The following is a 23,474-nucleotide window of genomic DNA, read 5'->3' on the forward strand; positions in this document are numbered from 1 at the left end:
GGCTACCGGCACCAACGCATGGTCCTGGCGGGACGGGTGCGTTGGTGCCGGTGGCACTAAGTGGTCAACGAACCTGCGAGGGGTTCAGTTTCACCCGGCGGAGTAGTTGGGCGTTGAGGGCGACCACAATCGTGGAAACGGACATCAGCACCGCCCCGGCCGCGGGGGACAACACGATCCCCGCGAAAGCTAGGACGCCAGCGGCCAGCGGGACGGCGATCACGTTGTACCCGGTGGCCCAGACAAGGTTCTGCCACATTTTGGTGTAGCTCGCCCTGGACAGATCCACCATGGACAGCACTGCCCGGGGGTCGTTGCCGGCCAGGATGACCCCGGCCGACTCCATGGCAACGTCCGTGCCGGCGCCAATCGCGATGCCCACCTCGGCCCGGGCAAGTGCCGGGGAGTCGTTGACTCCGTCCCCCACCATGGCCACCTTCAAGCCCCGGGCCTGCAGCTGGGCTACCTTCTTGTCCTTGTCGGCCGGAAGCACCTCAGCGAAAACCTCATCAATGTTCAGTTCCGCGCCCACTGCCGTCGCGACCTGCTGCGCGTCGCCGGTGATCATCGCTACCTTGATGCCCCTGCTTTGCAGCGCTGCCACGGCCTGCCGGGACTCGGGACGGATCGCGTCCTCAAGACTGACCGCACCCACTATGCGGTCCCCGTCGATGACGTGCAGCACGGCAGCTCCCCGGCCCATCCACTCACGGGTCGAAGCGGCCAGGGATTCCGGCTCGCTCAGCCCCAGTTCGCGCAAGAGCGCCGGGCCACCGACCTGGACGGTGCGACCGTTGACCGTGGCCCGTGCACCCCGGCCGGTCATGGAAGAGAAGCCTGCAGCGGGCGGGAGGTCCAGGTTTTTGTTCTGGGCAGCCCGGACGATGGCCCGCGCCACGGGGTGTTCGCTGTCGGACTCCACTACCGCTGCCAGGGCCAAGAGTTCGTCGGCGGCACCGCCGTCGATGGTTGCCACGTCCCTTACCTCGGGTTCTCCCTTGGTCAGGGTGCCGGTTTTGTCGAACAGGACGACGTCGATGGTGCGCATCCGCTCCAGTGCGATCCGGTTCTTGATCAGCACCCCGGCCTTGGCGGCCTGTTCAGTGGAAATAGCTATCACCAGTGGAATGGCCAGGCCGAGCGCGTGCGGGCAGGCGATCACCAGTACAGTCACGGTCCGTGTCACCGCTTCGGGCAGGCTTCCCAGCATGATCCACGCGATGAACGTGATCACCCCGGCTATGGTTGCGAAGTAGAACAGGAACGCTGCTGCCCTGTCCGCGAGGGCCTGGGCTTTGGACGAGGAAGCCTGGGCTTCGGCTACGAGCCGTTGGATGCCGGCCAGCGCCGTGTCATCACCGACAGCTGTCACGGTGACCCGGACTGTGTTGTCGGTGGCAACGGTCCCGGCCACGACCGGATCACCCGTAGCGCGCAGCACTGTCTTGGATTCACCGGTGATCATGGATTCATCGAACTCGGCGCGTCCGTCAACAATGGTGCCGTCGGCGGGCATCCGGGCCCCGGACCGGACCAGGACGACGTCCCCTTCCCTCAGTTCGGACACCGGGACGGTTTCCACGCCGGCATCGGTGACCCGTTCTGCTTCGTCCGGAAGGAGGGCCGCGAGGGCATCCAAGGCGCCTTGCGCGGAGCCGAGGGCTCTCATTTCGATCCAGTGGCCGAGCAGCATAATGGCCACCAGCAGTGACAGTTCCCACCAAAAGTCCAGATCAAAGTTCCCGATCCGTAGGGTGGTGGCCCAGGACGCAACGAACGCGACAGTGATGGCCATGGAAATCAGCAGCATCATTCCCGGCTGCCGGTTCTTCAGCTCATAGATCCCGCCCTTAAGGAACGGTTGTCCTCCGTAGAGGAAGATCACCGTACCCAGGACCGGAGGAATCCAGGCCGAGCCCGGGAACTCCGGGGGCATGTACCCCAGCAGATGCCCGAACATCGGGCTGAAATACACAACCGGGACCGAGAGTGCCAGCGTCAGCCAGAACCTGTCCTTGAACATTGCCGTGCTGTGCCCGGCATGCTGTCCGTGGCTGTGCACCGCATGATCGTCGGCCCCGTCGTGTCCCTGATGGCCGTGGTGTTGATGTTGTGCCGCGCTGGTGGCGTGGCGTTCGGTGAAGTCCGGTTCGGCTTCGCCGACAGGGGCATGGTGCCCGGCGGGGTGATGGGAGTGCTCTGTCATGGTGTGCTCCTCCAGTGACGGCCGCGCAGCCATGATAGGGGCGCGCAGGGCCGTGGTTTTGGGACTAGCTGTTGGTCAGGCTGTAGCCAGCCGCGGTAACGGCATCCTTGACCGCGGACGGTTCGGCGGATCCGGTAATGGTGAGGCGGGAAACTCCGCCCGGAACAAGGTCAACGGTGGCGGACTCTACGCCGTCCACGGCGGAGACCGAACGCTGAACGCTGGCCACGCAGCCTCCGCAGGTCAGTCCTTCAACGCTGTATTCAACGCCCGTTTCGGCGGCAGGAGCAGTGAGGGTTTCAGCGGAGCAGCAACCGCAGCCCGACGAGGAAGAGGTCAAGGGCAGTTCGGTGCGTGATGGTGTTTGCATGTCAGTTCCATTCATTGCAGAAGATGCGATGGGTGCTGTGGTTGAACGGCTGTAAAGAGGAGCCCTGGGCCCTCCGCGACATGCCTCTCACTGACAACACTCACAATATACCCCCGGGGGGTATAGTTTGCAAGAGGTCGTGACGGCTCGCCTTCGGCGAGGAGCCGCAGCAACGGCATGAAGAATTCAGGTCGATCCCGGACCGTGAAGGGGACAGCAGGTAGATGAGGGCCGGGTGGTCGGTGGTTGTCATGGGGTTGGCTTTGTTGATGTTCGAGGCCGCTCTTTCAGGCGCAGCAGGAGAGCTTGGAGACGTCGGCGGTGAAGGCTTTGCAGGCGAGCTTGATGCCCTCGGCCATGGTCAGGTACGGGCTCCACATGGCGGCGACCTGGGCGGTGGTCATGCCCGCCTCGAGGATGTAGACGCCGGCGGCAGCGAGTTCCCCGGCGTCCTTGGCCACGGCGGTGAGGCCCAGGATCCTGCCGGTATCACGGTTGGTGACGACCTTGATGAAGCCGCGGGTGTCGCGGTTGACCAGCGCCCTCGGGACATTTTGCAGGGGCAGGATCCTGCAGTCACAGCGGATCCCGGCATCGACCGCGTCCTTCTCAGTCATTCCGACGGCGCCCACAGCCGGGCTGGTGAACGTCACCCGGGGCAGGTGCCGGTAGTCGACCTCGGCCACGGCGTCGGTGAAGGCGTTCTCCACGGCCAATGTGCCGTGAGCCGCGGCGACGTACACGAACTCCCTATGTCCTGTCACGTCCCCGGCGGCCCAGACCCGCGGGTTGGAACTGGCCAAACGCGCATCGACCACAATCTCGCCGGACGTGCCGGTCTTTACACCGACGGACCCAAGGTTCAGGCCGTCGGTGTCGGGCCGGCGGCCCATGGCCAAGAGCAGCCGGGCGGCCCGGAAGACTTCGTGGCCTCCGGCCACGGACGCGGTGGCGACGACCTCGCCCGTTGACTCGTCCATGGTCACGGAATCCACAATGGCCCGCCGGACTACCCGGATCCCCTCGTCCGCGAAGACTCCGGCCAACGCCTTGGATACTTCCGGTTCCTCCTGCGAGGTCAACCGGGAGCGGACCAGCATGGTGACCCGGGTGCCGAGCCGGGAGAAGAGCTGCGCCTGCTCCAAGGCAACATAGCCCCCGCCCAGGATGAGCATTGATTCCGGGACCTGGTCCAGTTCCATCGCCGTCGTCGAGGTCAGGTAGCCGGTCTCGGCCAGTCCCGGAACGGGCGGTGCCCATGGTGCGGAGCCGGTGGCCACGAGGTAGTGTCCGGCCTCGATCGTTGTCACGGCACCGCTCGGTAAGGTGACCTGGAGCAGCGGAGCTTCCTGGCTTCCAGTGAACGCGGCGTCCCCTTCGACCATGGCCCAGCCATAGTCCACGGCCAGATCGATGTACTTCTCCGTCCGCATGCTTTCAACAAGCGCGGCCTTGCCCCCGGTGAGGGCCGGCATGTCCACGGGGCCCGCCGAGGCCACGATGCTGGGGAAACGGGCCGAGTCCAACGCCACGTGACGGGCATCCGCGGCAGCCAGAAGCGCCTTCGACGGCACACACCCGGTGTTCACGCACGTCCCGCCCACGGTCCCGCGCTCCACCATCACTACCCGCTTGCCCAGCCCCCTGGCACGGATCGCGGCCGCAAACGCCGCTCCACCGGACCCAATGATCGCAAGATCGAACCCCTCGTTGCCCATCCCGTCGTCCTTCCCCGTGATTTGAAAGTTCCTATGGCACCCATCATGAACCTTCCAGTACAGTGGAAGGTCAAGTCGGGCGGCCACTGAAAGAATCAGCGCACATGAGAATCGGACAGCTTGCGGAAGCAACCGGGACCACGACCAAGACCCTGCGGTTCTACGAGGAAACGGGTCTGCTCCCGCCCGCGGAGCGAATGGCCTCCGGGTACCGGGACTACACGGACGATGCTGTGGGACGGGTCGGGTTCATCCACCGCGGCCAGGCCGCCGGGCTCACCCTCGCCCAGATCGGGCAGATCCTGAGGATCCGCGAGCACGGCCAGCCGCCGTGCTCGCACGTCCGGGACCTGCTAGGCGAGCGTCTGCGGGAACTCGATGCCCAGATCGCCGAGCTCCTTGCCCTCAGGGAAACCATCTCCCAACTGCACGCCCAGGCCGCTGAGCCGGAACCGGACACGTGCTCCGCTGACGAGGTCTGCCGCTACATCTAAGATCAGCAAAATCCAAGCGTCAGGAGCGAAAGGCAGCACGGCATGGAACGAACAAAGACGGAAATCCTGGCCGGCTACAGACGTGCCAGCCACGACCTCGATGCCTGGCTGAAGAACGCCGGGGACGCGGATCTTCGGAGACGCAGCAACGGAACCCGGTGGACCAACGAGGAACTGCTCTTCCACATGGTTTTCGGCTACATGGTCGTCCGCGCCCTGCTTCCGCTGGTCCATGTCATCAGCAGGCTCCCCGAACCAGCCGGCAAAGCCTTTGCAGCGGTCCTGAATGCCGGGACACAGCCCTTCGATGTCGTGAACTACTGGGGCTCCCGCGCTGCTGCCCTCGTCTACAACAAACAGCGAATGCGCCGCAAACTAGACAAGACCATAAGCGCAATTTCCCGCAGACTCGAACGCGAGAGTTTCAAGTCCCTGGCAAGAACGATGCCATTCCCGGATCGGTGGGATCCTTTCTTCATGCCGACAATGACACTCACCGACGTCTACGCGTACCCGACGCTCCACTTCGACTTCCACGCCCGGCAACTGTCCCCAAGCCAGCCTCCCCAGATAAGCCATCAGAAGCCGGACTCTGACAAGCCACCCGGATCTCCTGTTACATGACGTGAGGCGCTATGAAAATCGAACTGCTGCATTCGATGACTGCCCCAGAGACTGAACTCGCATGCCGGATCTACCCCGTGCCAAGCGGCATGGCCGGCGTTCCGACCGTCGATCGGGTACTGGAAGCGCTGAGAAACCGTGGACTCTGACAGCCCGAACCGGTGCTCCTGTTGCGGACGGCAAATGAAGCGCCACAAACTTCACGCGCTCGGCCATGAACCCGCCTATATTTGCCGGCGATGCGCGCTGTGGATCGCCCTGCGCCCCGGACATGACTCCAAGCCAGGCACCTGAAATCCTATTCCAGGCCTGGAGGAAACTTTCAGCTCAATGTCTCGAAACCTTTTCGTCTCAAAACACTCGGGATCCGAGATCATCCTGGCAATACAGGACTTCGAGGTTGGATGACGGCCGAGTAGTGCCCTCACTAACGGACTAGCTGGGCAATAAGTGACGACACCTGTCGCGCACAATTAACTGCCATTTGACATGGGAAAAGTCACCCCGGGTCGTGCTGAAGCCGAACAGAATATCTCGTCAGCGCCTTGCCCTGGCGTGACCATAGGCTCCACCGTCCTTCTGCTCGGAGATCTTGATCCGGTACCCAGCCAACTTCGGCTCAAAAAGCGTCACACCGGGCGAGGCAGACGTCGCAAGGATGCCCTTCACGGCCTTCGATGGCATGCCCCAGGGACAGGATCACTCATGGCGTCACAGCCCGGAATGACTTGACGAAGTCCAGTGAAGATAACCGTCCCACTTGGGCTCGTAGTAGGAAGCGCCCGGGAGAGCGTTAGAACCAGGGAGGGCCTTGACGAGTTTCGCCAGGGCAACAGCAACCGGTGGTTGCAGGGCCCTCGGGATGGACTCGCTCATGGAATCTCACTCTGTTCATGCCGGCCACCTGTGCGGCCAACTCTTAGGAGTGGCGCAGAGTTACCACGTCACCGGTTGCTCAACAGAGAAACGCACTGGGGACTCGCCTTTGACCAGGTTCGCTGGTTCAGGGCTCATGACGGACATGGTGATCTGATCGATGAAGTCTTCGATATCCGCTTCGGGAGCACCCTCGCGGGGTTCCATGGGACCGGGGCGGCCAACTTCGAACCCGGTGATCTCTTCGTTCTCGTCCTTGCAGACCAGCAGGGTCTCTTGAACTTCGTTCGCGAAGCCCTCGGCCGTCTCCTGATCCGTGAAGCCCTGGATCTCCAACTCGGCCGTCTTGTCGTCTTTCTGGACGTTCACTTTGAAACCAAGCATGTTGCTCCTTTGAGTGTTGCTGCGTCTAGTAGCCCTGCTGGACCGGCCGTCGCATGATCTGAACTGTGCTCCCGAGGCAGACCGCGCCGGAAGCGATCAGGATTACGGCGGAGGCGACGAGATACCACGTGCCGCCGGTGGTCAGGGCGCAGTAGAGGCCGTATACAAGGAAGCCAGTCCCCAAAAGCGCCCAGACCAGCGCTGCTTTCTTCTTGTCCATGGCCCCAGCCTAGAGGACCAAGACCAGAACGGGCGTCCGCTCCGCGTCCGACTGTAAAAGCACTTTTGCCTTACATGTGGCTGGGTTGTTCTCCGTACAAGGCCACTGATCGTAGCCGTCCGGGGGCCCGACCCGTCAACCCACGCAACCAGGCAATCCCACGCGGTCGCTGCGCTCCCTTATTTCGCGGAATTCCCTGGTCACTCTTCGGGGTTGACGGCCCACCCTCGACCGGCTGCGTCAGTGGGGGCCTCGCACGGCGGGGCAGAAAGGAGGTGGCTACATGAGCATCGACGAAGCAATCAAGCTCGCGACTTCGGTCGTGAGCTTGATAACAGCTGTCATCGCTCTACTCTCCATGCGGAACGCGCGCTTAAAGAGCAAACGCTCCCGAGCTGGAACTCGGAAGCGGAAGCGTAAAGCGAGGAGGTAGTAGTCACACAATCCGGTGGTCGTGACCGCGAGGTTGCGGCCACCGGGCTCCTTTCTCAGGATATGGCCAACTCAACGATAAGGAAACCCTCATGGATCCACTGACCATCGTGAACTTCGTTCTCTCGCTCACAGCACTGGGAGCTTCGATCATGGCGTACCGCGCCAATTCCCAAGTCCCCAAGGAAGACGGAATCTAGACCGGATCCGGGGCGGGCCGCCACACGGCGGTCCGCTCTACCGGGCCGGGCTGTCCCTGGGACCTTCGGTCGTGTCATTCATAATGCGCCCGATCGTGGCAGCGATCGCCCGCACGGCCTCCGGGTCTTCGGCCCATGAGCCTTCGTTGCGGCTGCAGGCACGGAACGACGTCACCTTGGACTCATCGACCGTCTGCCGCAGCTCCACCCATGCCGCTTCCAAGTCGGCCGAGTCCTCGGCCGTCAACGACTTCCGCTCTTTGAGCTCAGGCACCGCCGCGGAAGACTCCGCTGCTCTGCGACGCCTGCTCAGAATGTTTCGCAGTCTCACTTGCCACCCCTCCCTCTAATACAAGTGTCCCGCCTGGGATTGGGGGAAACCAGGCGGGACATCTTCACCGTACCAACCAGCCTGACAAGTCGGAGGGAGAGCATGCTCGCGGGGCTCGCACTCCTTTTGGGCGTCCACTCCGCTTCGCTCCGTGGCCGGCTGTTGGGCCCGGTCCCGACGTCGCAGAGCTCCGCCGTGCCCGGTCCTGTTGTGTCTACGACGTTTTTTGGCTGCTGTCCTTCGGATTCTATGTGTCCGCTCCACCCCGTCTAGCCCCTCCGCAGGCTCCGGGGCCTGCGGTGCAGGAAATGTCCCTACGGCGCTCCTGCGTCGCTTATTTCCTCCGGGAATTTCCCACACCTTGCCCAAGGGTAGACAGGCCTCCGTCGGCCACAGCTCCGCAAGCTTCGCCAGCAGCCAAAAAACAACGGGGGAGGAAAGAAAGTAGCTGGCCGGGTCACACCGCTCCCTCACCAATCCTCTGCAAAGGACACAAAACCATGAACGCAATCAGCGTCGAGACGATCACCACCGAGGACACCGGAGAAACCATCCACGACGTGCCCGTACTCGTGGATTACCACATGAACGACGGCTACGACTGGATGGACGTCATCTCAGAACACGGCTGGGTCGTGATCCCCAGCTGGGGATCTGACGGCTGGGACCTCGGCCAGTGGCCCTACGTCATGGTTGCTGGAACCCGCACCGCCGACGCGATCGGAAACCTGTTCGGCATGGCCACCTACTGCGAAGGCGACGTGAAAACGACGTTCTACCGGACGAAGGCCCGATTCTGGGACGCGATCACCGAAGAGGCATTTTCCCACTGGAAGAACGGGCAAGCCCAAGGCCCGGCAGACCTGCCCGAAGCCGCTGCGGAGCTTCCCAGCCGCTACCGCATCCCGCCCACGTTCCAACCAGCAGCCGCCGCCTAACAACCCTCGACTCCTTGCCGGGCGGACCCCCGCCGCCCGGCAAGGCACCAAACCAGCAAAGGACCAATGACAATGACCGAAAACCGCAGCATCGCCAACAGCCCGGCCCAAGCCGTGGTCTTCCTCGAAACCCTCGCCGCAATCGTGGAGAAGTCCCCCGTGGCCTACAGCGCCAGCGCAGCCGAAGAACTCGCCGCACACATCCGGGGCATGGCGGAAGCCGTCAACGCCGAGGCACACGTGAACCCAGCCGTACTGGACACCACCCGGCAATACGCGGCACTGGACTGGCACACCGAAGCCATAGCCGTCCTGTTCGCCGCAGAACACCGCCCAACCTTCCACTAGCAGGAACTGAGAACCGCTGTACTGCCCGGCCAGAGCCGGGCAGTACAGCCCCCGCCACTTCAAAGGAGCCAGCACATGAGCAACGCCACCACAGCCCCCAAAGGCATCACCGCCCTGATCTACCGCGACGCCCTGGGCACGGACTTCTCCAATCAGGGCATTTCCGCCCGCGTCATGGAGGTAACCGTCATCGGCGAGGGCATCGACCCCGTTTTCGAAGCCACCGAGGAACGGCCCGCCGTCCGGCTCGTCAAAAACGAGAGCTTCGACCGCGAAAGCGTGACCCACGCCGAGCCAGTCGCCCCGGAGGACGAACCCGCCCCGTGGTACATGTTCGGCGGCACGTTCATCTTCAGCAGCGACTCACGATTCCGACGTGCAGCCGGGCAGTACGGAGCCATCCCGCTCCACGACCGCCGCGAGTAGACCCGTGGGTGGCCGGTCTTTCGGGGCCGGTCACCGCGGGCGGTCCGCCGCAGGTGGTTCGCTTGGGTGGGTGGTTGCCGGCGACGGACCGCCGTTCCCGCCCAGGGCCGCACTACTCACCTGGTGCGTGCGGCAAACCCGGGCCCGTTCATGCCTGGGGCGGTTCGGCGGTGACCAGGGAAAGCATGCTCGCAGGGCTCGCACCCCTTTGGGCGTCCGCTCCGCAAGCTCCGTGGCCGGCTGTTGGGTGCTGCCGGTCCGTCGCAGAGCTCCTGCCCGTCATCCCCTCTTTGTCTACGACGTTTTTTGGCTGCTGTCCTCCGGATTCTATGTGTCCGCTCCACCCCGTCTAGCCCCTCCAAAAGCAGTCGGGGCCTGCGGCACTGGAATTCTTCGACGGCGCTTCGCTTATTTCCTTTCGAAGATTTCCAGCACCTTGCCCTGCGGGTAGACAGGGCTCCGTCGGCCACAGCTCCGCAAGCTTCGCCAGCAGCCAAAAAACAACGGGGGAGGAAAGAAAGTAGCTGGCCGGGTCACACCGCTCCCTCACCAACCATTCCTCTGCAAAGGACACAAAACCATGAACGACCCCATCAACATCAGCACCCCCGCCGACATCCTGGCCTACGTGCCCCACATGCTGGGCGAGACCCCCAAGGAATCCTTCGTCCTGATCACGATGCAGGGCAACGCACTCGGCGCCACGCTGCGCATTGATGCCCCGCTCTGCTTCGAACCCAAGTCGTTCGCCCAAACCGTCGTCAGCTACGCGACAGCCGACGAAGCCGCGACAGGGACCCTTTTGGTCATTTACACCGACGAAGACACCACGGCCGAACCCCGCCCGTTCGCCGAGCACGTTCAGGCGTTGCGTACCGAGCTGAAGACAGCACGGATGCCCCTGCAAGATGCCTGGATAGTGACCTCAGAGATGTGGACCAACTACCTGTGCACCGACAGCGCTTGCTGCACCGAGCGCTCACTGGACGAGATCACCAACAGCACCGGCAACGCCGCCTTCATCTACCGGGGAAGCAACGTCACCGGTTTCACCGCCCCTGAGCCGTTCACCGGCGAGGATGCAGCACGCGAGACGATCGCCGCGCACAAGCCCGACGGATGGCCCGAGGACACCGAAGCACGCCGCGCCCAATGGGCTGAACTCCTTGAAAACCCCCAAGGGCTTACCCACGAGGCCGCGCTGGAACTGGCAGGAGCGTTGCAGCACCCCATCACCCGGGATTACCTGATGGCGGACATCATCACCAACGCCCCGGATCAGTTCACCTCCGTGATGCTGGGTGTGTTCGTTGCCCGTCCCGACTGGAACCGTGTGGACACGGCCCAGGAACTTGTCTTCGAGCTGATGAAAGTCACCCCCGAAGGACAACGCGCCCCGATGCTGAGCGTGATCGGCTGGACGGAATGGCTGAAAGGAAAGTCCAGCTTCGCAGCCCGGTACTTCAAGCTCGCATTGGAGGACGTCGAGGGTTACCGGTTCGCTGAACTCATGACCGAGCTGGTCGGCCGCGGCTTGATGGCTGACTGCGTGCGTGATCCGAAAAAGGCCTATGCCCGCAAGATAGGCCGCTAACCGGATGAGGCCGGACCCCACACCAAGGGTCCGGCCTTACCCATCGGGATCTCGCCCAGGTGCGCGCGGCCTCCCCCGCTGCGCTCCGCCGGCCGCGATGACGCTGCCGCGGGCGTAGCGACTTTCCAGTGAAACCGCAGGAACAGCCGATACGGTGAAAGGACAAAGCAGTCCAACACCCGAAGGCAGGAACCCCTCCGTGGCCGAATTCCGTATGACCGAGGCAGACACCATTGCCCCCGACGCAAGCCCAGCCGAAGACGTCCTGGAACTGCGCCTACTCACAGCCGGGCCCGTCACCGGACCAGTTGACCGGCCCCTGGAAGACCACCGCCTAGACGAGCTGTAAAACACGGCAGCAACCGAGCTGCCCCCACAAATTTCTTTTGCAGAGAAAACAGAAAGAGCCGGCACCCACGTGCCGGCTCTTTCGCCATCCAAGCCCAAATGAGCCTGAACCCAGATGGCCAGGGGAGAGGCATGCTCGCGGGGCTCGCACCCCTTTGGGCGTCCACTCCGCTTCGCTCCGTGGCCGGCTGTTGGGCCCGGTCCCGACGTCGCAGAGCTCCGCCGTGCCCGGTCCTGTTGTGTCTACGACGTTTTTTGGCTGCTGTCCTTCGGATTCTATGTGTCCGCTCCACCCCGTCTAGCCCCTCCGCAGGCTCCGGGGCCTGCGGTGCAGGAAATGTCCCTACGGCGCTCCTGCGTCGCTTATTTCCTCCGGGAATTTCCCACACCTTGCCCAAGGGTAGACAGGCCTCCGTCGGCCACAGCTCCGCAAGCTTCGCCAGCAGCCAAAAAACAACGGGGGAGGAAAGAAAGTAGCTGGCCGGGTCACACCGCTCCCTCACCAACCATTCCTCTGCAAAGGACACAAAACCATGAACGACCGCATTGCACGCGCCGCCCTGACTCGTCTTTTCGATTCCCAGGACTCCACTGGCCGGGCGCTTGTCCACGCCTTGGGCGCCTACGCGGCCCTGAGGGTAGCAACCGGGGCGCAATCGCCCCACACCTTCCGCCACATCACGGAAGCGGAGTTGAACGAAGGGCTGCGCCGCTGGGCGCAGCGGATCCCTGACGTGGACGCAGAAAGGGATCTTGCCACCATCGAACGACTGGGCGGAGGTTTCCTTATCCCCGGTGACGAACACTGGCCCATCGGCCTCGATGATCTGCCTGATGCCCCGTATGGGCTTTGGTACGTCGGGAACATCACCCAGGGGATCCCCGCGGTACAGCGCGCGGCAGCGTTGACCGGTTCCCGCGATTCCACCAGTTACGGCGCAGCTGTCACCGGTGAGATGGCCCATGGACTGGCCCAGCGTGGAATCTGCATTGTCTCCGGCCTGGCCTACGGCATCGACGCGCACGCCCACCGTGGCGCGCTTGCTGGCTTCACCGGCACCGGACCGGCGACGATCGCGGTTGCAGCCGGAGGCCTTGACCGGGTTTACCCGTCCGGCAACGCAGACCTCGCGGCCGCGATCAGGGCCAACGGTTTGGTCGTCTCCGAGCAGCCCCCGGGAAACGCGCCTACGCGTTACCGCTTTTTGCAGCGGAACCGCATCATTGCCGCCCTCGCCGGGGTTACCTGTGTTGTCGAAGCCCGGTGGCGTTCCGGCGCGCTGAACGCCGCGCACCACGCCGAAACCATTGCCCGGCACGTTGCGGCAGTACCCGGAAGCGTGCACAGCGCGAACTCGGCAGGCTGCCACAGGCTCCTGAAAGAAGGCACGGCGGCCCTGGTTTCCGACGCCGCAGAACTGGCCGAACTACTCGCCAGCTAGGACCCACTGGTGGCCGGGACGCCCGTCCCGGCCACCACCCCATTCGTAAAGGAGACAGAATCATGACTGAAAGCCCCGAAACCCGACAGGCCGCCGAAGAGATCGAATGGTTTCCCGCGCGTGACCTGGTGGACGCGATGAAAGCCGAAGGCCTGGAACTTCACGTCGAACAAACCGGCGGAGGCACCGCCACCTTTTTCCTTCAGAGCGAAGGCAGCCACACCTTCACGGTTGGCCCCGGATCATTCAGCTGGAAGAACCCCCTGGAATCTCGGTTCACCACCGCTGAGCTCTACTACGGCCCGGACCACTACGACGACGAACCGGTGGAGTTCTCCGCCGATGAAGAGAAAACCGTTACGCCGGGAACACCGATAGCTGATATCGCTCACGAAATCGCCGTGAACTTCCGCCGATTCAACACCCGCCCGACCGACAGCGCCACGTAAGCAGGGTGGGCCGTTCGCCTTCGTGTGGGCGGGCGGTCCGCCGCAAGTGGCAGGCCTGGGCGGGTGGTTGCCGGCGACGGACCGCCGTTCCCGCAGCAGGGCCGGCACTACCTCACCTGGTGCATGCGGCAAGCCCGGGCCGGGATTGACCTGGGCGGATCCCGCGGGGACCAGGGGAGCATGCTCGCGGGGCTCGCACCCCTTTGGGCGTCCACTCCGCTTCGCTCCGTGGCCGGCTGTTGGGCCCGGTCCCGACGTCGCAGAGCTCCGCCGTGCCCGGTCCTGTTGTGTCTACGACGTTTTCTGGTTGCTGTCCTCCGGATTGTAGGCGTCCACTCCACCCCCGTCTAGCCCCTCCAAAAGCAGTCGGAGCCAGCGGGCACTGGAATTCTTCGACGGCGCTTCGCTTATTTCCTTTCGAAGATTTCCAGCACCTTGCCCTGCGGGTAGACAGGGCTCCGCTGGCCGCCAAGCAAGCAAGCTTGCCAGCAACCAAAAAACAACGGGGGAGGGAAAGAAAGTAGCTGGCCGGGTCACACCGCTCCCTCACCAATCCTCTGCAAAGGACACAAAACAATGAACACCACAGAACCCCAGGAACCGGCGTTTCAGCACAAGACGGACGCGGATTGGTTCTATGCCTTGGACCTGGACAACGCCGAGGATCGCCGCCTCGCCAACGGCGGGCATGATCCGCTCACTGACGGACCTCTCTAGAAGGGCAAGGAGACGCCATGCTTACCCACCGCATAGCCCTTTACATCCCGTCGCGACTCAGCGAGAACGTCACAGTCGCCAGCCTCGATGCCCGGCACAGCAGCCTTCAAATCATCGTCGGCGGTGGCCTGGAGTGCATCGCCAGAGCCGACTGGCAGGTCTACCTGAACGCCGAAACGCAAACGACCGGACCATCGAACGTCCGCGCCGCGCAGCTGCTCCACGAAACCGGGCTTGATCTGCCCGTCACCGGGAACGCCGTGTTCCTGGGCCGGGAAGGTCTCAGTCATGACGTCGACGTTCCGGAGTACTTGATCCGCCGTGCCGAAGCACTCTTCGACACCCGGCTGACCCAGCCAGCGGCCTAAACCAATAGGGTGGCCGGGACCAGCTCCCGGCCACCCTCCCAAGTTTTGAGGAAACAGAACCATGACGAACTTCTGGGATGAAGACGGCGATTTCGACTACGAAGCCCACCACGAGGCAGGCCAACGCGACCAAGCAGCCGAGACGGCCGCAAGAATCGGCTACCCGGGAATGGCGGATGCTTTCTACTACTTCGGGCTGCAGGGCAAACCGGATGCAACCTTCACGCCCGAACTGCTCACGGCGTTGGATACGTGGCAGGTCCAGCTCAAGAGAATAGAAGCTGCCCCGGCCGACGAGGAAATCAAGGATCTACAGCGCCAGACCGAGGAAGCCACCAACGCGATCCTCACCAAGATCGACAGCGCCACGTAAGCCGGGCGGGCCGTTCGCCTTTCGTGGGCGGGCGGTCCGCCGCAGGTGGCCGGCTCTTGTGGGTGGTTGCCGGCGACGGACCGCCGTTCCCGCCCAGGGCCGGCACTACTCACCTGGTGCGTGCGGCAAGCCCGGGCCGGGATTGACTTGGGCGGATCCCCGGTGGCCAGGGGAGAGGCATGCTCGCGGGGCTCGCACCCCTTTGGGCGTCCACTCCGCTTCGCTCCGTGGCCGGCTGTTGGGCCCGGTCCCGACGTCGCAGAGCTCCGCCGTGCCCGGTCCTGTTGTGTCTACGACGTTTTTTGGCTGCTGTCCTTCGGATTCTATGTGTCCGCTCCACCCCGTCTAGCCCCTCCGCAGGCTCCGGGGCCTGCGGTGCAGGAAATGTCCCTACGGCGCTCCTGCGTCGCTTATTTCCTCCGGGAATTTCCCACACCTTGCCCAAGGGTAGACAGGCCTCCGTCGGCCACAGCTCCGCAAGCTTCGCCAGCAGCCAAAAAACAACGGGGGAGGAAAGAAAGTAGCTGGCCGGGTCACACCGCTCCCTCACCAACCATTCCTCTGCAAAGGACACAAAACCATGAACGCAACACCCACGCTCGAAATGCTTGACCCCACCACCCTGACCGTGGACACCAACGTCCGCAAGGAAGCCGGACTCACCAAGGAGTTCGTAGCCAGCATCAAAGAACACGGCGTGCTCGTGCCCGTCGTCGCCCACCGGACCGAGGACGGAACCGTGCACGTGCTGATGGGACAGCGCCGCACCCTTGGAGCCGTTGAGGCAGGAGCGGCGACCATTCCCGTGCTCGTCGGTGCCACCCCCGAGGAAGCGGAACGACTCGCCACACAGGTAGTGGAGAACGATCACCGCAGCGCACTCACCGACGGCGACCGCGCCGAAGCCTTCCACCAAATGGCACTGCTGGGAGTGAGCGCCAACGTCATCGCCCGAAAAATGGGAGCGAAGAAAGCAGTGGTGGAAACCGCGCTGAAGGTCAAAGCGAACGCCACCGCAGCCCAGGCACTGGACCAAGGCCTGACACTGGAACAGTCCGCCGTGATCGAGGAATTCGCAGACGACGCCGACGCGGTGGCCACGCTCGAACGCCTCGCCACCGAGAACCCCGGGAACTTTGCCCACCGGGCGCAGCGGCTCCGCGACGAACGCAAGAACAACGCCCTGCTGGCCGAAGCCTGCGCCGAGGCTGCCGCTAAAGGTCTGACCGTGCTGGAACAAGACCCCGGCTACTACGACTACAAGGGACCCGCCGCCCTGATCTCCGCACTGACCACACCCGAGGGCGAACGCCTCAGCGCGACGGATGCCGACGCGGTTTACATCGGCATCGGATACGGCGGGTTGGTGACACAGTTCGCCGTGGCTGACTGGAAGGCCCGTGGGCTGCGGAAGGACGGCAAAGCCCCGGCAGGAGGGATGACCGACGAGGAAAAGGCCGCACGCCGGGAGGTCATCGAAAACAACAAAGCCATGGACTCGGCCGAGGTGGTACGCAGGGAGTTCGTCAAAACCCTGCTGGCACGCAAGGCCCTGCCAAAGAACGCGCAGAAGTTCATCGCCCACACGATTGCCCATTCCAGCTACATCCTGACCAAGGCCTTGAACAAGACCGAGCTGACGGCGGAACTGCTGGGCATCGGCACCGGGTACGGCGAGTTCACGGCATACGTGGACAAGCTGACCACCAAACCCGAAACGGTCACCCTCGCCATGATGATCACCGCGTACGATGCGAACATTGATCGCACGAGCTGGCGGACTCGAGGAAGCGACAACCGCTACTACCTCACCCAGCTCACGGCATGGGGATACGAAGCCAGCGACGTCGAAAAGATCATCCTCACCGACCCCAAAACAGAAATCGAGGAAACCACGGAACGCGTGGACGAACCCGAAGCCGCCTAGACCCCTTGCCGGGCGGAACCCCACCGCCCGGCAAGGCCCCCGGCCACTCACCACGGCAGGGCCGGGAACCTTCCAAACGTCGGGCGGTCCGCCGCCCACGGCGAACCACAGCAGCCAATCACCAGCGGCGGACCGCCGTTCAACGCCACCAGGCACACGGCAACCGAAAGCCGCGCCTCTCCGGCCACCTGGCTACTCGTATCGGGTCACCACAGAGAAGTCTGTCGGAGGCCACCGTTAGGCTCATCCCATGGCAGCGCAGACAGGAGTCACTATGAATACGCAGACACCTCCAGGGGTCACTCTTGCCGAGATCTTCCCTGGTCTGTCCCCAATCCTTGACCAGGTGGTGATGGGGGCGTTGATCTTCGCGGCCGTCGCCACGATCTATCTGGGCATCGGGTGGATGATCGCGCACTCCAGAATGGAAGACCTCGATGACGACAACGACACCATGCCGTTCCACATCGGCTTCGTCACCGCCATCTCCCTGCCCCTGATCCTGCTGAACAACATGCGGAGCATTACCGGGCTGATCATCGGCGCAGCGATCGGAGCCGCCCTCGCCCTGGGCAGTTACCTTCTCTTGCGCCGCTACCGGGCAACACACCCGCGAACCACGCGCTGACGGGCAAGACTTCAGTCTTGTAGACTGAACCACAGATTTCCTTTTGCAGAGGGAAAAATTGAAGGGCCGGCACTCTAAGTGCCGGCCCTTCACCCTTTAACCCGACTAGCCGCCCAGCCAGCGCCACCCTGGAACAGTTAGCTACCAGAGCAGAACGACCGGCAACGTCTCCCATGGGCCAGGACACCCGCCGCCGACCGGCCACGCGCTGAGGAAAGTTTCTTTCAGCCGGGATGCTTCTATATCTGTCAAGGATGGAATCGGCGTGCCACGTTTGGCGTTGGCAGGGGATAGGGCAGGGACCCTTCTAGCGGCAGAAGGGTCCCTGATGTCTTGATTGCACGTATGTTTTGGACAGCGAGTTAGATGAGGTTTTTGAAGATATTCCAGCCTGTGCCGATGACGTCTCCGGTGTAGAGCCCTGTAGTCGAAGCTCCTCCGTAAAGGTGCAAATCGCCTTCCTGGTCCACGGCAACGACATCGGCCCTAGGTTTGCGTACGTCGTAACCATCACCGCCGCTGAAGATACCGGGGCCAAGGATCTCGTTCATGACTTCCCACCCGTAGCCCACCGCGGCAGGCGACTTCCAACCGCCCTGCCCATTGGCTGGGTATTGGTGCAGTACGCCAGCCCTGTCCCTGGCGAAAATATCCACGGCCCCGTCGCCGCCGGTGTCACCTCCAGCGATTATCTTGTCGAAAATTTGCCATCCGGAACCCACTTGGGAGGGAGCGAGCCAACCCCCGCGGCCATCACCCGGGTAGAGCAGGAGCCTGCCGGCGCTGTCCCGTCCCAGGACATCGTTGTTACCGTCACCATTGAAATCCCCAGCGCCAATAACAGAATCGAAGATCTGCCAACCGGCGCCTACCTGCCTGGGTGGTAGCCAGCCACCGTCACCGTTGCCGGGGTAGAGGAAGAGCCTGCCGGCGCTGTCCCGTCCCAGAACGTCGTTGTAGCCGTCCCCGTCGAAGTCTCCCGGGGAGAAGACAATGTTGAAAATGTTCCATCCCGTGCCGACTACGCGTGGCTCGTCCCAGGACCCGCTGTAATAGAGGGCATCCGTTGAGGGGTCCCAGAACCTCCATTCAGTCTCATAGGTCCTGGGATAGAGGACCAGATCACCGCCCTGGGTACGACCGAGAAGCTCAAAATTCCCGCGGTTGGTCCAGCCCATAGCCCGGTTGGACGCAGCGATAGGAGGGGTCTCGGCGCTGCGATTGGGTTCATCACATCCTCTGTCAACATTCAGGGAGATGCGCTTACCCCGGTCCTCGGGCTTGAGTTTGAGGACTTCTCCCTGCCGTTCAGCTGGCAAAGGAACACCGTTGCTAAGCCACTCCACCGAAAACTGGCCCGTGGCTGACTGGGTGGGGCTGCAGGGGCCCCTGTACTTCTTGCCAAGAGTCAGTTCTGAGCCAACGTGCGGGGATCCGTAGATCGGAGGTACCCACGGAGGCGAATCAACATGGGGAATCGTAGTACCTGGCGCTACCCCGGCCGCCGTCGAACAAAGTACCAGTGCGGCAAGTGCCGCCGATTTCAGTGCAAATGCACGAAAAATTCCCATGTTCCCCCTAGTTTTACAACCCGGATATTCTGCGCTGAGCCTAACACTCAGGAACTCATTCCGGCCGAACAAGCTAGGAGACCAGCGTCGGTCAGGATGCAGGATGAGGACTTGCCTCCTTAAGGACCCGGTAGATTTGCCGGGTGATGTAGCGTTTGAGGCAGCGAATTATCTCCTTCTTGGTACGGCCTTGGCTTATTCGCTTGGCAACATAGTCCTTGGTGTCCTGATCGCAACGCATTCGGACTATTGCGATGGTGTGAATGGCCTTATTGAGTTGCCGGTCTCCTCCTCGATTGAGCCTGTACCTAGTGGTGCCTCCTGACGAGGCCGGTATAGGGGAAGTACCCGCGAGGGCTGCTAGAGCCGATTCCGAGCGCACACGCCCAGGATGAGACCAAGCAGTGAGAATGACGGCCGCGCTGATAGGCCCCACACCTGTCAGTCCAAGAAGCACCGGGCGGAACTGCGAAACAAGCATTCTAAGATCGGCCTGGTTTTGCTCGAGCTGAAGATCAAGGGCAAGGACTTGCCTGGCCAACCTTGTAGCTTCCGAGCGACTGACCCGCGTCCCGACTCCTTCATCCCTGCTTCTCCAGGCCGCGATCGTCTCAATGGTTTTGCCGGTCAATGACTGACGAAGATCGATTCCTAAGTCCACCACTCTTAGCAGGGCAATCAGCGAATTAATAGCTGCAGTTCGTTCTCGGACCATAGAGGACCTTGCTACGGTGAGGACCCGTAGCGCTGTGTGATTTTGGCCGGAACGTGGTTCCCGCAGATCGGAAGTATCAAGTCCAAGTACGGCCCGGGCAGCTTGAGCTGCATCAATGCTGTCCGATTTCCCAAGCTTTCTCCCCACCCGGCGCTGCGGGAAAGGAGCTTCGACGACTCGATAGCCGGCTTCTGCTGCCACGTGCCGCAATTTCGCGCCGTAGGATCCTGTCCCTTCCATGGAGATCAGCGTTCTCTCTGGATCAGCGGCGCTCCGGCGCGATATCCACGTCAGGGCGCGACCCATCCCGGCACTAGTCGAAGGGAAGGTTTCGTTAGCGATCTCTCCACCGGTGAGCGTGGAAATAATTGCCAACGTATGAGTCTTAGCGTGCGTATCGATGCCGACTACGTAGTCGTAGGTTTGCGCGACGACGGACATGCATTCCTCCTGCAGCTTGTTTCGGTGGTGTTTGTAATCGGACCAAGGTGCACTGCGGGGCAGGTCTGGGATGAGCCACAAATATTGAGATGGGCAAGCTTCTAATCAAGCCATCGCAGCGGACAGGACCAATGCTGGACTTTGAACGAGTGGGCAGATCCCGGCAAACGCACCTCCGCAAGGCAGAGGGCAATACGACACAAGAGCCACACCCGACCAAAGTCACAACATCAGCCTGCCAGCCGGTCGCCGACCGGCCAGTTCAACACTCCCAGACGACACATGGGGGCCACGCGAAATCACCTGATGCAGGCATAAGAACCAGCCGCCCACGGCAGCTGCTAAAGAAGCCGGGGGAGTCACGTCGGACTACTGCCCCCAACACCAAACCCGGCCCCCGCAACGGGTACCAAATCAGACGCAAAAAACCCTAGAATACGCGGCAAAACTCTTTTTATCCGAGTGGATAAACGCTAGAATAGTAGTAGCAAGCCAGACAGACGAACCTAACTAAAACTGATACGAAACCGAGGACTGAAAATGACTGCTTCAACCGCCGCATACACGGTCTACACCAAGCCCGGTTGCCCGAACTGCGACCGCACCATGGAGTACTTCGACTCCAAAGGCATCACCTACACGCCCGTGGACATCACCGAAGTACCCGCAGCGCTGGAGTACATCACCCAAGAGCTCGGCTACTCCCAGGCACCGGTCATCGTGAACATCTCCGATGACCAGGACCACTGGTCCGGCCTCCGCCGCGACAAGCTCGTCCAAGCGGCCATGAGCCACAAGGCAGCGTGAGGACCGTGACCACCCCGCACCCTGTGGACGGGTTCAAAATCAGCCCACGGATCCCGTTGGAGGTAGACCTGTTCCGGGAAACCAACCCCAGCGGCAGGATCTACCCCGACACCCAGGACTACGACCCGTACGCCGGCTACTACACCAACCCCTGCAGCATCGAAGATGACCGCTACCTTGCAGCGATCAGTAGGGCACCCATCGGGGCCGGCGGTCTCTGGGACGAACACACCGCAGACCAGCACCAACCCAACGACCTCACCCACGACCAACCGGGTGGGACTGAACCTCAGAACGAAACCAGCACACACACCGAGAACACCACCAGCACACGAGGAAAAGGAACCATCATGGCCGGCGAAACCACGATTACTGTCATTGGAAACCTGACATCAGACCCAGAGCTGCGTTTTACTCCAAGTGGTTCGGCGGTAGCGAATTTTACGATCGCTTCAACGCCCAGGACCTTCGACCGTCAGTCCAACGAGTGGAAGGACGGGGAGACTCTTTTCCTCCGCGCCAGTGTGTGGCGGGAAGCAGCTGAGAACGTCGCCGAGTCCCTGACCAAGGGCACGCGCGTCATCGTTTCCGGCCGGTTGAAGTCCCGGTCCTACGAAACCAAGGAAGGCGAAAAGCGCACCGTCATAGAGCTTGAGGTAGACGAGATCGGGCCCAGCTTGCGTTACGCGAACGCGAAAGTGAACCGTACCCAGCGCAACAACCAGGGCGCAGGAAACGGCGGAGGTTTCGGGAACCAGGATAGCAGCGGACAGGCTACCCAGCAGGACGACCCATGGGCCCCGAACGCACAGACCAACGCCGGTTCCTGGGGCACCGGTCCCGACTCAGAACCCCCTTTCTAAACCCGCGTGGTGCCGGGGCCGGGCATTACGTCGGCCCCGGTATCCATCGATCCATCAAGCACAGGACCTGAACATGACCCATGCAGAGGACCTTCGTCGTTGGGCGAAAGGTACGTACACAACCGAAGCGGCCACCGAGCTGTTGTTGCGGGCGTTCAACGGGCGTTTCGCGGAGCCCAACCGTCCTTGGATCCACGCCCGGTCTACAGGCAAGGGCACGGTAGATGTCGCGTGGATAGATTTCGCCAAGCTGGCTGACCACGCTCAAAGAGGTGCTTTCTCCGGGGGAGAGGAACGCTTCCTGCTGCTGGCCGCGTCCATCGGCGGCGAAGTCCACATCAATCTCGCTCATGTTCTGGCAGGAATGGATCGAGCCCGGACTGACCTTATTTTGGCGGCCGTGTCACACGCGACCGGCAGCCACGATCATCCCGGAATCACCGTGGGCGCGGACGGCACTCCCAGTTTCTCCGGGCTACCGACAACGCTGTACCCGTGGCCTGGTGACGATGACCAAGCCCACTGAGAAGAAGGGGCCCTACTTCACTGAAGAGGACCTCAATCAGATCCGCGCAGCGGTCCAAGCCGTCGGGAAGCTCGAGGGGTATGTGTCCATCTCGGACTTCGTTGAAGCAGCTGCACGCCGGGAACTGCGGCGGCTGCAGCGCAAGTACAACGACGGCCGGAAATGGCCGGGAGTTGAAGCCGGCGAGCTACGCCCAGGGCGACGGACCCGCGCCGAAACAGCAGTGAAGGAGGACCACCCGTGAACGCCATCCAATACAGGGGCCGGCTCCTACTCGGCAGCGTCGTGGCCGTTCTTGCCCTGACCGGATGCACGTCCCAGGGCGGACCGCAGATCGTTCCCGCCGGCAGTCCGGCGCCGCTGCATGAAGTGCCCTGTGAAGCGACGGGCACGGCGGCGCGGCCGCCGGCACTTGAATCCGCGGCCAGTGGCCCGTACGCCGTGGAGAAGGTTGTCGATGGGGACACGATCCGGATCAGCTGCAACGGCATCAGCACCCGCGTCAGACTCGTTGGCATCAACGCCCCGGAAAGCGTCAAGGAAGACGCGCCGGTGGAGTGCGGCGGACCGGAAGCGTCCACCTACCTGCACTCACTCCTGGACGGGCAACAGGTCTTTCTCTCCGCGGATCCCGTCCAAGGGGTCCGGGACAAGTACGACCGTCTTCTTGCCTACGTCTGGACCACCGACGGCACCCTGACCAACCGCACGATCCTTGAACAAGGTCACGCCGAAGCAACCGGCTACGGCAAGTCCTTCGCCTACAGCGAGGACTTCACCGCGGCCGCCGACCAAGCCAGAAAGAGCAAGGCGGGGATATGGAACTGCTGAGACCACCGACCACCCATCAACCAATCGTTAGGGGAACACCGTGGCCGTCGTTCTGATCTTCTTCGCAGCGTTCGCCGCCGTCGCCCTGGGCGGCTGGGTCATCTACGCACTCACCCACCCGGTAGCCGCCGGCCAAGGCATTCTGATCTTCCTCTGCAAGGCCGCGGGCGTGATTGCCCTGATCACTGCCGTGGTGGCCTGGCTCGGTCAGAGCCTGCTCCAGGCAGTGCCACCGGCCCTGTTCATGGTCGCGTTCTTCTTCGCCGCGAACAGGCTGGAACGCCGTTGGCGGCGTTGGTAGCCCGGC

28 protein-coding genes are annotated in these 23,474 nt (G+C 62.7%); 20 read left to right on the forward strand and 8 right to left on the reverse strand.

What is annotated here, in order from left to right; translation table 11 throughout:
* Positions 1-64 precede the first annotated feature (64 nt).
* From ARUE_RS22110 to merA, 3 genes are all read right to left on the reverse strand, one after another.
* Entirely contained in the window at positions 65-2,206 is a 2,142-nt protein-coding gene (locus ARUE_RS22110; RefSeq protein WP_043471863.1) for a copper-translocating P-type ATPase, read from the reverse strand.
* Positions 2,207-2,270: 64 nt separating this feature from the next.
* Positions 2,271-2,576, reverse strand: a complete 306-nt coding sequence (locus tag ARUE_RS22115; protein WP_043471866.1) for a heavy-metal-associated domain-containing protein — start codon at positions 2,574-2,576, stop codon at positions 2,271-2,273.
* Between the two features lie 287 nt (positions 2,577-2,863).
* Positions 2,864-4,294 (reverse strand): mercury(II) reductase, encoded by a 1,431-nt coding sequence (merA, locus tag ARUE_RS22120; RefSeq protein ID WP_014923426.1) that lies wholly within the window; start codon positions 4,292-4,294, stop codon positions 2,864-2,866.
* 104 nt (positions 4,295-4,398) lie between these two features.
* Between merA and ARUE_RS22125 the strand changes: the two genes are divergently transcribed.
* Both ARUE_RS22125 and ARUE_RS22130 read left to right on the forward strand, forming a co-directional pair.
* Positions 4,399-4,788, forward strand: coding sequence for a heavy metal-responsive transcriptional regulator (locus tag ARUE_RS22125; protein ID WP_014923427.1), 390 nt, complete (start codon positions 4,399-4,401; stop codon positions 4,786-4,788).
* Positions 4,789-4,830: 42 nt separating this feature from the next.
* Positions 4,831-5,412 (forward strand): DinB family protein, encoded by a 582-nt coding sequence (locus ARUE_RS22130; protein WP_014923428.1) that lies wholly within the window; start codon positions 4,831-4,833, stop codon positions 5,410-5,412.
* A gap of 936 nt (positions 5,413-6,348) precedes the next feature.
* On the opposite strand, the gene ARUE_RS22135 is transcribed toward ARUE_RS22130, so the two are convergent.
* From ARUE_RS22135 to ARUE_RS22145, 3 genes are all read right to left on the reverse strand, one after another.
* Positions 6,349-6,672, reverse strand: coding sequence for a hypothetical protein (locus ARUE_RS22135; RefSeq protein ID WP_014923431.1), 324 nt, complete (start codon positions 6,670-6,672; stop codon positions 6,349-6,351).
* Between the two features lie 25 nt (positions 6,673-6,697).
* Positions 6,698-6,892: a hypothetical protein gene (locus tag ARUE_RS22140; RefSeq protein ID WP_014923432.1), complete on the reverse strand. Its 195-nt coding sequence runs from the start codon at positions 6,890-6,892 to the stop codon at positions 6,698-6,700.
* 669 nt (positions 6,893-7,561) lie between these two features.
* Positions 7,562-7,855: a hypothetical protein gene (locus tag ARUE_RS22145; protein ID WP_286140406.1), complete on the reverse strand. Its 294-nt coding sequence runs from the start codon at positions 7,853-7,855 to the stop codon at positions 7,562-7,564.
* Positions 7,856-8,355: 500 nt separating this feature from the next.
* Here ARUE_RS22145 and ARUE_RS22150 point away from each other — a divergent pair, with 500 nt between their 5' ends.
* From ARUE_RS22150 to ARUE_RS22195, 12 genes are all read left to right on the forward strand, one after another.
* Positions 8,356-8,793, forward strand: a complete 438-nt coding sequence (locus tag ARUE_RS22150) for a hypothetical protein (protein ID WP_014923434.1) — start codon at positions 8,356-8,358, stop codon at positions 8,791-8,793.
* A gap of 66 nt (positions 8,794-8,859) precedes the next feature.
* Complete coding sequence (locus ARUE_RS22155) at positions 8,860-9,141, forward strand: hypothetical protein (protein ID WP_286140407.1); 282 nt, start codon at positions 8,860-8,862, stop codon at positions 9,139-9,141.
* Positions 9,142-9,216: 75 nt separating this feature from the next.
* The gene (locus ARUE_RS22160) at positions 9,217-9,567 is read left to right on the forward strand and encodes a DUF8317 domain-containing protein (RefSeq protein WP_014923436.1); all 351 of its coding nucleotides are present in this window, start codon (positions 9,217-9,219) and stop codon (positions 9,565-9,567) included.
* Positions 9,568-10,147: 580 nt separating this feature from the next.
* The gene (locus ARUE_RS22165) at positions 10,148-11,161 is read left to right on the forward strand and encodes a DUF4192 domain-containing protein (RefSeq protein WP_014923438.1); all 1,014 of its coding nucleotides are present in this window, start codon (positions 10,148-10,150) and stop codon (positions 11,159-11,161) included.
* A 199-nt stretch (positions 11,162-11,360) separates the two neighbouring features.
* On the forward strand, positions 11,361-11,510 hold the full coding sequence (locus tag ARUE_RS24290) for a hypothetical protein (protein ID WP_162486259.1): 150 nt from the start codon (positions 11,361-11,363) through the stop codon (positions 11,508-11,510).
* A gap of 532 nt (positions 11,511-12,042) precedes the next feature.
* Positions 12,043-12,951: a DNA-processing protein DprA gene (gene dprA, locus ARUE_RS22170; RefSeq protein WP_014923440.1), complete on the forward strand. Its 909-nt coding sequence runs from the start codon at positions 12,043-12,045 to the stop codon at positions 12,949-12,951.
* A 62-nt stretch (positions 12,952-13,013) separates the two neighbouring features.
* Entirely contained in the window at positions 13,014-13,400 is a 387-nt protein-coding gene (locus ARUE_RS22175) for a hypothetical protein (RefSeq protein WP_014923441.1), read from the forward strand.
* Between the two features lie 576 nt (positions 13,401-13,976).
* On the forward strand, positions 13,977-14,117 hold the full coding sequence (locus ARUE_RS24540) for a hypothetical protein (RefSeq protein WP_014923442.1): 141 nt from the start codon (positions 13,977-13,979) through the stop codon (positions 14,115-14,117).
* A 17-nt stretch (positions 14,118-14,134) separates the two neighbouring features.
* A complete protein-coding gene (locus ARUE_RS22180; RefSeq protein WP_014923443.1) occupies positions 14,135-14,485 on the forward strand; it encodes a hypothetical protein in 351 nt (116 codons plus the stop codon).
* A gap of 61 nt (positions 14,486-14,546) precedes the next feature.
* Positions 14,547-14,858 carry a hypothetical protein gene (locus tag ARUE_RS22185; RefSeq protein WP_014923444.1) on the forward strand — a complete coding sequence of 104 codons (312 nt, stop codon included), beginning with the start codon at positions 14,547-14,549 and terminating at the stop codon, positions 14,856-14,858.
* 580 nt (positions 14,859-15,438) lie between these two features.
* On the forward strand, positions 15,439-16,785 hold the full coding sequence (locus ARUE_RS22190; protein ID WP_014923446.1) for a ParB/RepB/Spo0J family partition protein: 1,347 nt from the start codon (positions 15,439-15,441) through the stop codon (positions 16,783-16,785).
* Between the two features lie 250 nt (positions 16,786-17,035).
* A complete protein-coding gene (locus ARUE_RS22195) occupies positions 17,036-17,413 on the forward strand; it encodes a hypothetical protein (RefSeq protein ID WP_071162417.1) in 378 nt (125 codons plus the stop codon).
* A 362-nt stretch (positions 17,414-17,775) separates the two neighbouring features.
* Here the strand turns inward: ARUE_RS22195 and ARUE_RS22200 are convergent, their stop codons facing one another.
* Both ARUE_RS22200 and ARUE_RS22205 read right to left on the reverse strand, forming a co-directional pair.
* Positions 17,776-18,732: an FG-GAP repeat domain-containing protein gene (locus ARUE_RS22200; RefSeq protein ID WP_353580117.1), complete on the reverse strand. Its 957-nt coding sequence runs from the start codon at positions 18,730-18,732 to the stop codon at positions 17,776-17,778.
* A gap of 343 nt (positions 18,733-19,075) precedes the next feature.
* Positions 19,076-20,140, reverse strand: coding sequence for an IS110 family RNA-guided transposase (locus tag ARUE_RS22205; RefSeq protein ID WP_043471870.1), 1,065 nt, complete (start codon positions 20,138-20,140; stop codon positions 19,076-19,078).
* Between the two features lie 540 nt (positions 20,141-20,680).
* Between ARUE_RS22205 and ARUE_RS22210 the strand changes: the two genes are divergently transcribed.
* The 6 genes from ARUE_RS22210 to ARUE_RS22235 all read left to right on the forward strand — a co-directional run bounded on the left by ARUE_RS22210 (position 20,681) and on the right by ARUE_RS22235 (position 23,468).
* Entirely contained in the window at positions 20,681-20,947 is a 267-nt protein-coding gene (locus tag ARUE_RS22210; RefSeq protein WP_014923450.1) for a glutaredoxin family protein, read from the forward strand.
* A 5-nt stretch (positions 20,948-20,952) separates the two neighbouring features.
* Complete coding sequence (locus ARUE_RS24860) at positions 20,953-21,810, forward strand: single-stranded DNA-binding protein (RefSeq protein ID WP_014923451.1); 858 nt, start codon at positions 20,953-20,955, stop codon at positions 21,808-21,810.
* A 73-nt stretch (positions 21,811-21,883) separates the two neighbouring features.
* Positions 21,884-22,336: a hypothetical protein gene (locus ARUE_RS22220; protein ID WP_014923452.1), complete on the forward strand. Its 453-nt coding sequence runs from the start codon at positions 21,884-21,886 to the stop codon at positions 22,334-22,336.
* Complete coding sequence (locus ARUE_RS22225; RefSeq protein ID WP_014923453.1) at positions 22,320-22,580, forward strand: ParB family protein; 261 nt, start codon at positions 22,320-22,322, stop codon at positions 22,578-22,580. The genes ARUE_RS22220 and ARUE_RS22225 overlap by 17 nt, the downstream gene beginning before the upstream one ends.
* On the forward strand, positions 22,577-23,167 hold the full coding sequence (locus ARUE_RS22230) for a thermonuclease family protein (protein ID WP_014923454.1): 591 nt from the start codon (positions 22,577-22,579) through the stop codon (positions 23,165-23,167). Before ARUE_RS22225 ends, ARUE_RS22230 begins: the two co-directional genes overlap by 4 nt.
* A 40-nt stretch (positions 23,168-23,207) precedes the next feature.
* Entirely contained in the window at positions 23,208-23,468 is a 261-nt protein-coding gene (locus tag ARUE_RS22235) for a hypothetical protein (protein ID WP_014923455.1), read from the forward strand.
* Positions 23,469-23,474 lie beyond the last annotated feature (6 nt).

The sequence above is a fragment of the Arthrobacter sp. Rue61a genome (assembly GCF_000294695.2).
GTDB lineage: Bacteria > Actinomycetota > Actinomycetes > Actinomycetales > Micrococcaceae > Arthrobacter > Arthrobacter aurescens_A.

Bases quoted from the DNA above. Each gene is read 5' to 3' on its own strand.
- ARUE_RS22205 (WP_043471870.1), bottom strand. From the start codon at position 20,140: ATGTCCGTCGTCGCGCAAACCTACGACTACGTAGTCGGCATCGATACG.
- ARUE_RS22125 (WP_014923427.1), top strand. From the start codon at position 4,399: ATGAGAATCGGACAGCTTGCGGAAGCAACCGGGACCACGACCAAGACC.
- ARUE_RS22110 (WP_043471863.1), bottom strand. From the start codon at position 2,206: ATGACAGAGCACTCCCATCACCCCGCCGGGCACCATGCCCCTGTCGGC.
- ARUE_RS22195 (WP_071162417.1), top strand. From the start codon at position 17,036: ATGGCAGCGCAGACAGGAGTCACTATGAATACGCAGACACCTCCAGGG.
- ARUE_RS22185 (WP_014923444.1), top strand. From the start codon at position 14,547: ATGACGAACTTCTGGGATGAAGACGGCGATTTCGACTACGAAGCCCAC.
- ARUE_RS22155 (WP_286140407.1), top strand. From the start codon at position 8,860: ATGACAATGACCGAAAACCGCAGCATCGCCAACAGCCCGGCCCAAGCC.
- merA (WP_014923426.1), bottom strand. From the start codon at position 4,294: ATGGGCAACGAGGGGTTCGATCTTGCGATCATTGGGTCCGGTGGAGCG.
- ARUE_RS22115 (WP_043471866.1), bottom strand. From the start codon at position 2,576: ATGCAAACACCATCACGCACCGAACTGCCCTTGACCTCTTCCTCGTCG.
- ARUE_RS22165 (WP_014923438.1), top strand. From the start codon at position 10,148: ATGAACGACCCCATCAACATCAGCACCCCCGCCGACATCCTGGCCTAC.
- ARUE_RS22225 (WP_014923453.1), top strand. From the start codon at position 22,320: ATGACCAAGCCCACTGAGAAGAAGGGGCCCTACTTCACTGAAGAGGAC.
- ARUE_RS22140 (WP_014923432.1), bottom strand. From the start codon at position 6,892: ATGGACAAGAAGAAAGCAGCGCTGGTCTGGGCGCTTTTGGGGACTGGC.
- ARUE_RS22150 (WP_014923434.1), top strand. From the start codon at position 8,356: ATGAACGCAATCAGCGTCGAGACGATCACCACCGAGGACACCGGAGAA.
- ARUE_RS24540 (WP_014923442.1), top strand. From the start codon at position 13,977: ATGAACACCACAGAACCCCAGGAACCGGCGTTTCAGCACAAGACGGAC.
- ARUE_RS22160 (WP_014923436.1), top strand. From the start codon at position 9,217: ATGAGCAACGCCACCACAGCCCCCAAAGGCATCACCGCCCTGATCTAC.
- ARUE_RS22210 (WP_014923450.1), top strand. From the start codon at position 20,681: ATGACTGCTTCAACCGCCGCATACACGGTCTACACCAAGCCCGGTTGC.
- ARUE_RS22175 (WP_014923441.1), top strand. From the start codon at position 13,014: ATGACTGAAAGCCCCGAAACCCGACAGGCCGCCGAAGAGATCGAATGG.
- ARUE_RS22130 (WP_014923428.1), top strand. From the start codon at position 4,831: ATGGAACGAACAAAGACGGAAATCCTGGCCGGCTACAGACGTGCCAGC.
- dprA (WP_014923440.1), top strand. From the start codon at position 12,043: ATGAACGACCGCATTGCACGCGCCGCCCTGACTCGTCTTTTCGATTCC.
- ARUE_RS22190 (WP_014923446.1), top strand. From the start codon at position 15,439: ATGAACGCAACACCCACGCTCGAAATGCTTGACCCCACCACCCTGACC.
- ARUE_RS22220 (WP_014923452.1), top strand. From the start codon at position 21,884: ATGACCCATGCAGAGGACCTTCGTCGTTGGGCGAAAGGTACGTACACA.
- ARUE_RS22135 (WP_014923431.1), bottom strand. From the start codon at position 6,672: ATGCTTGGTTTCAAAGTGAACGTCCAGAAAGACGACAAGACGGCCGAG.
- ARUE_RS22180 (WP_014923443.1), top strand. From the start codon at position 14,135: ATGCTTACCCACCGCATAGCCCTTTACATCCCGTCGCGACTCAGCGAG.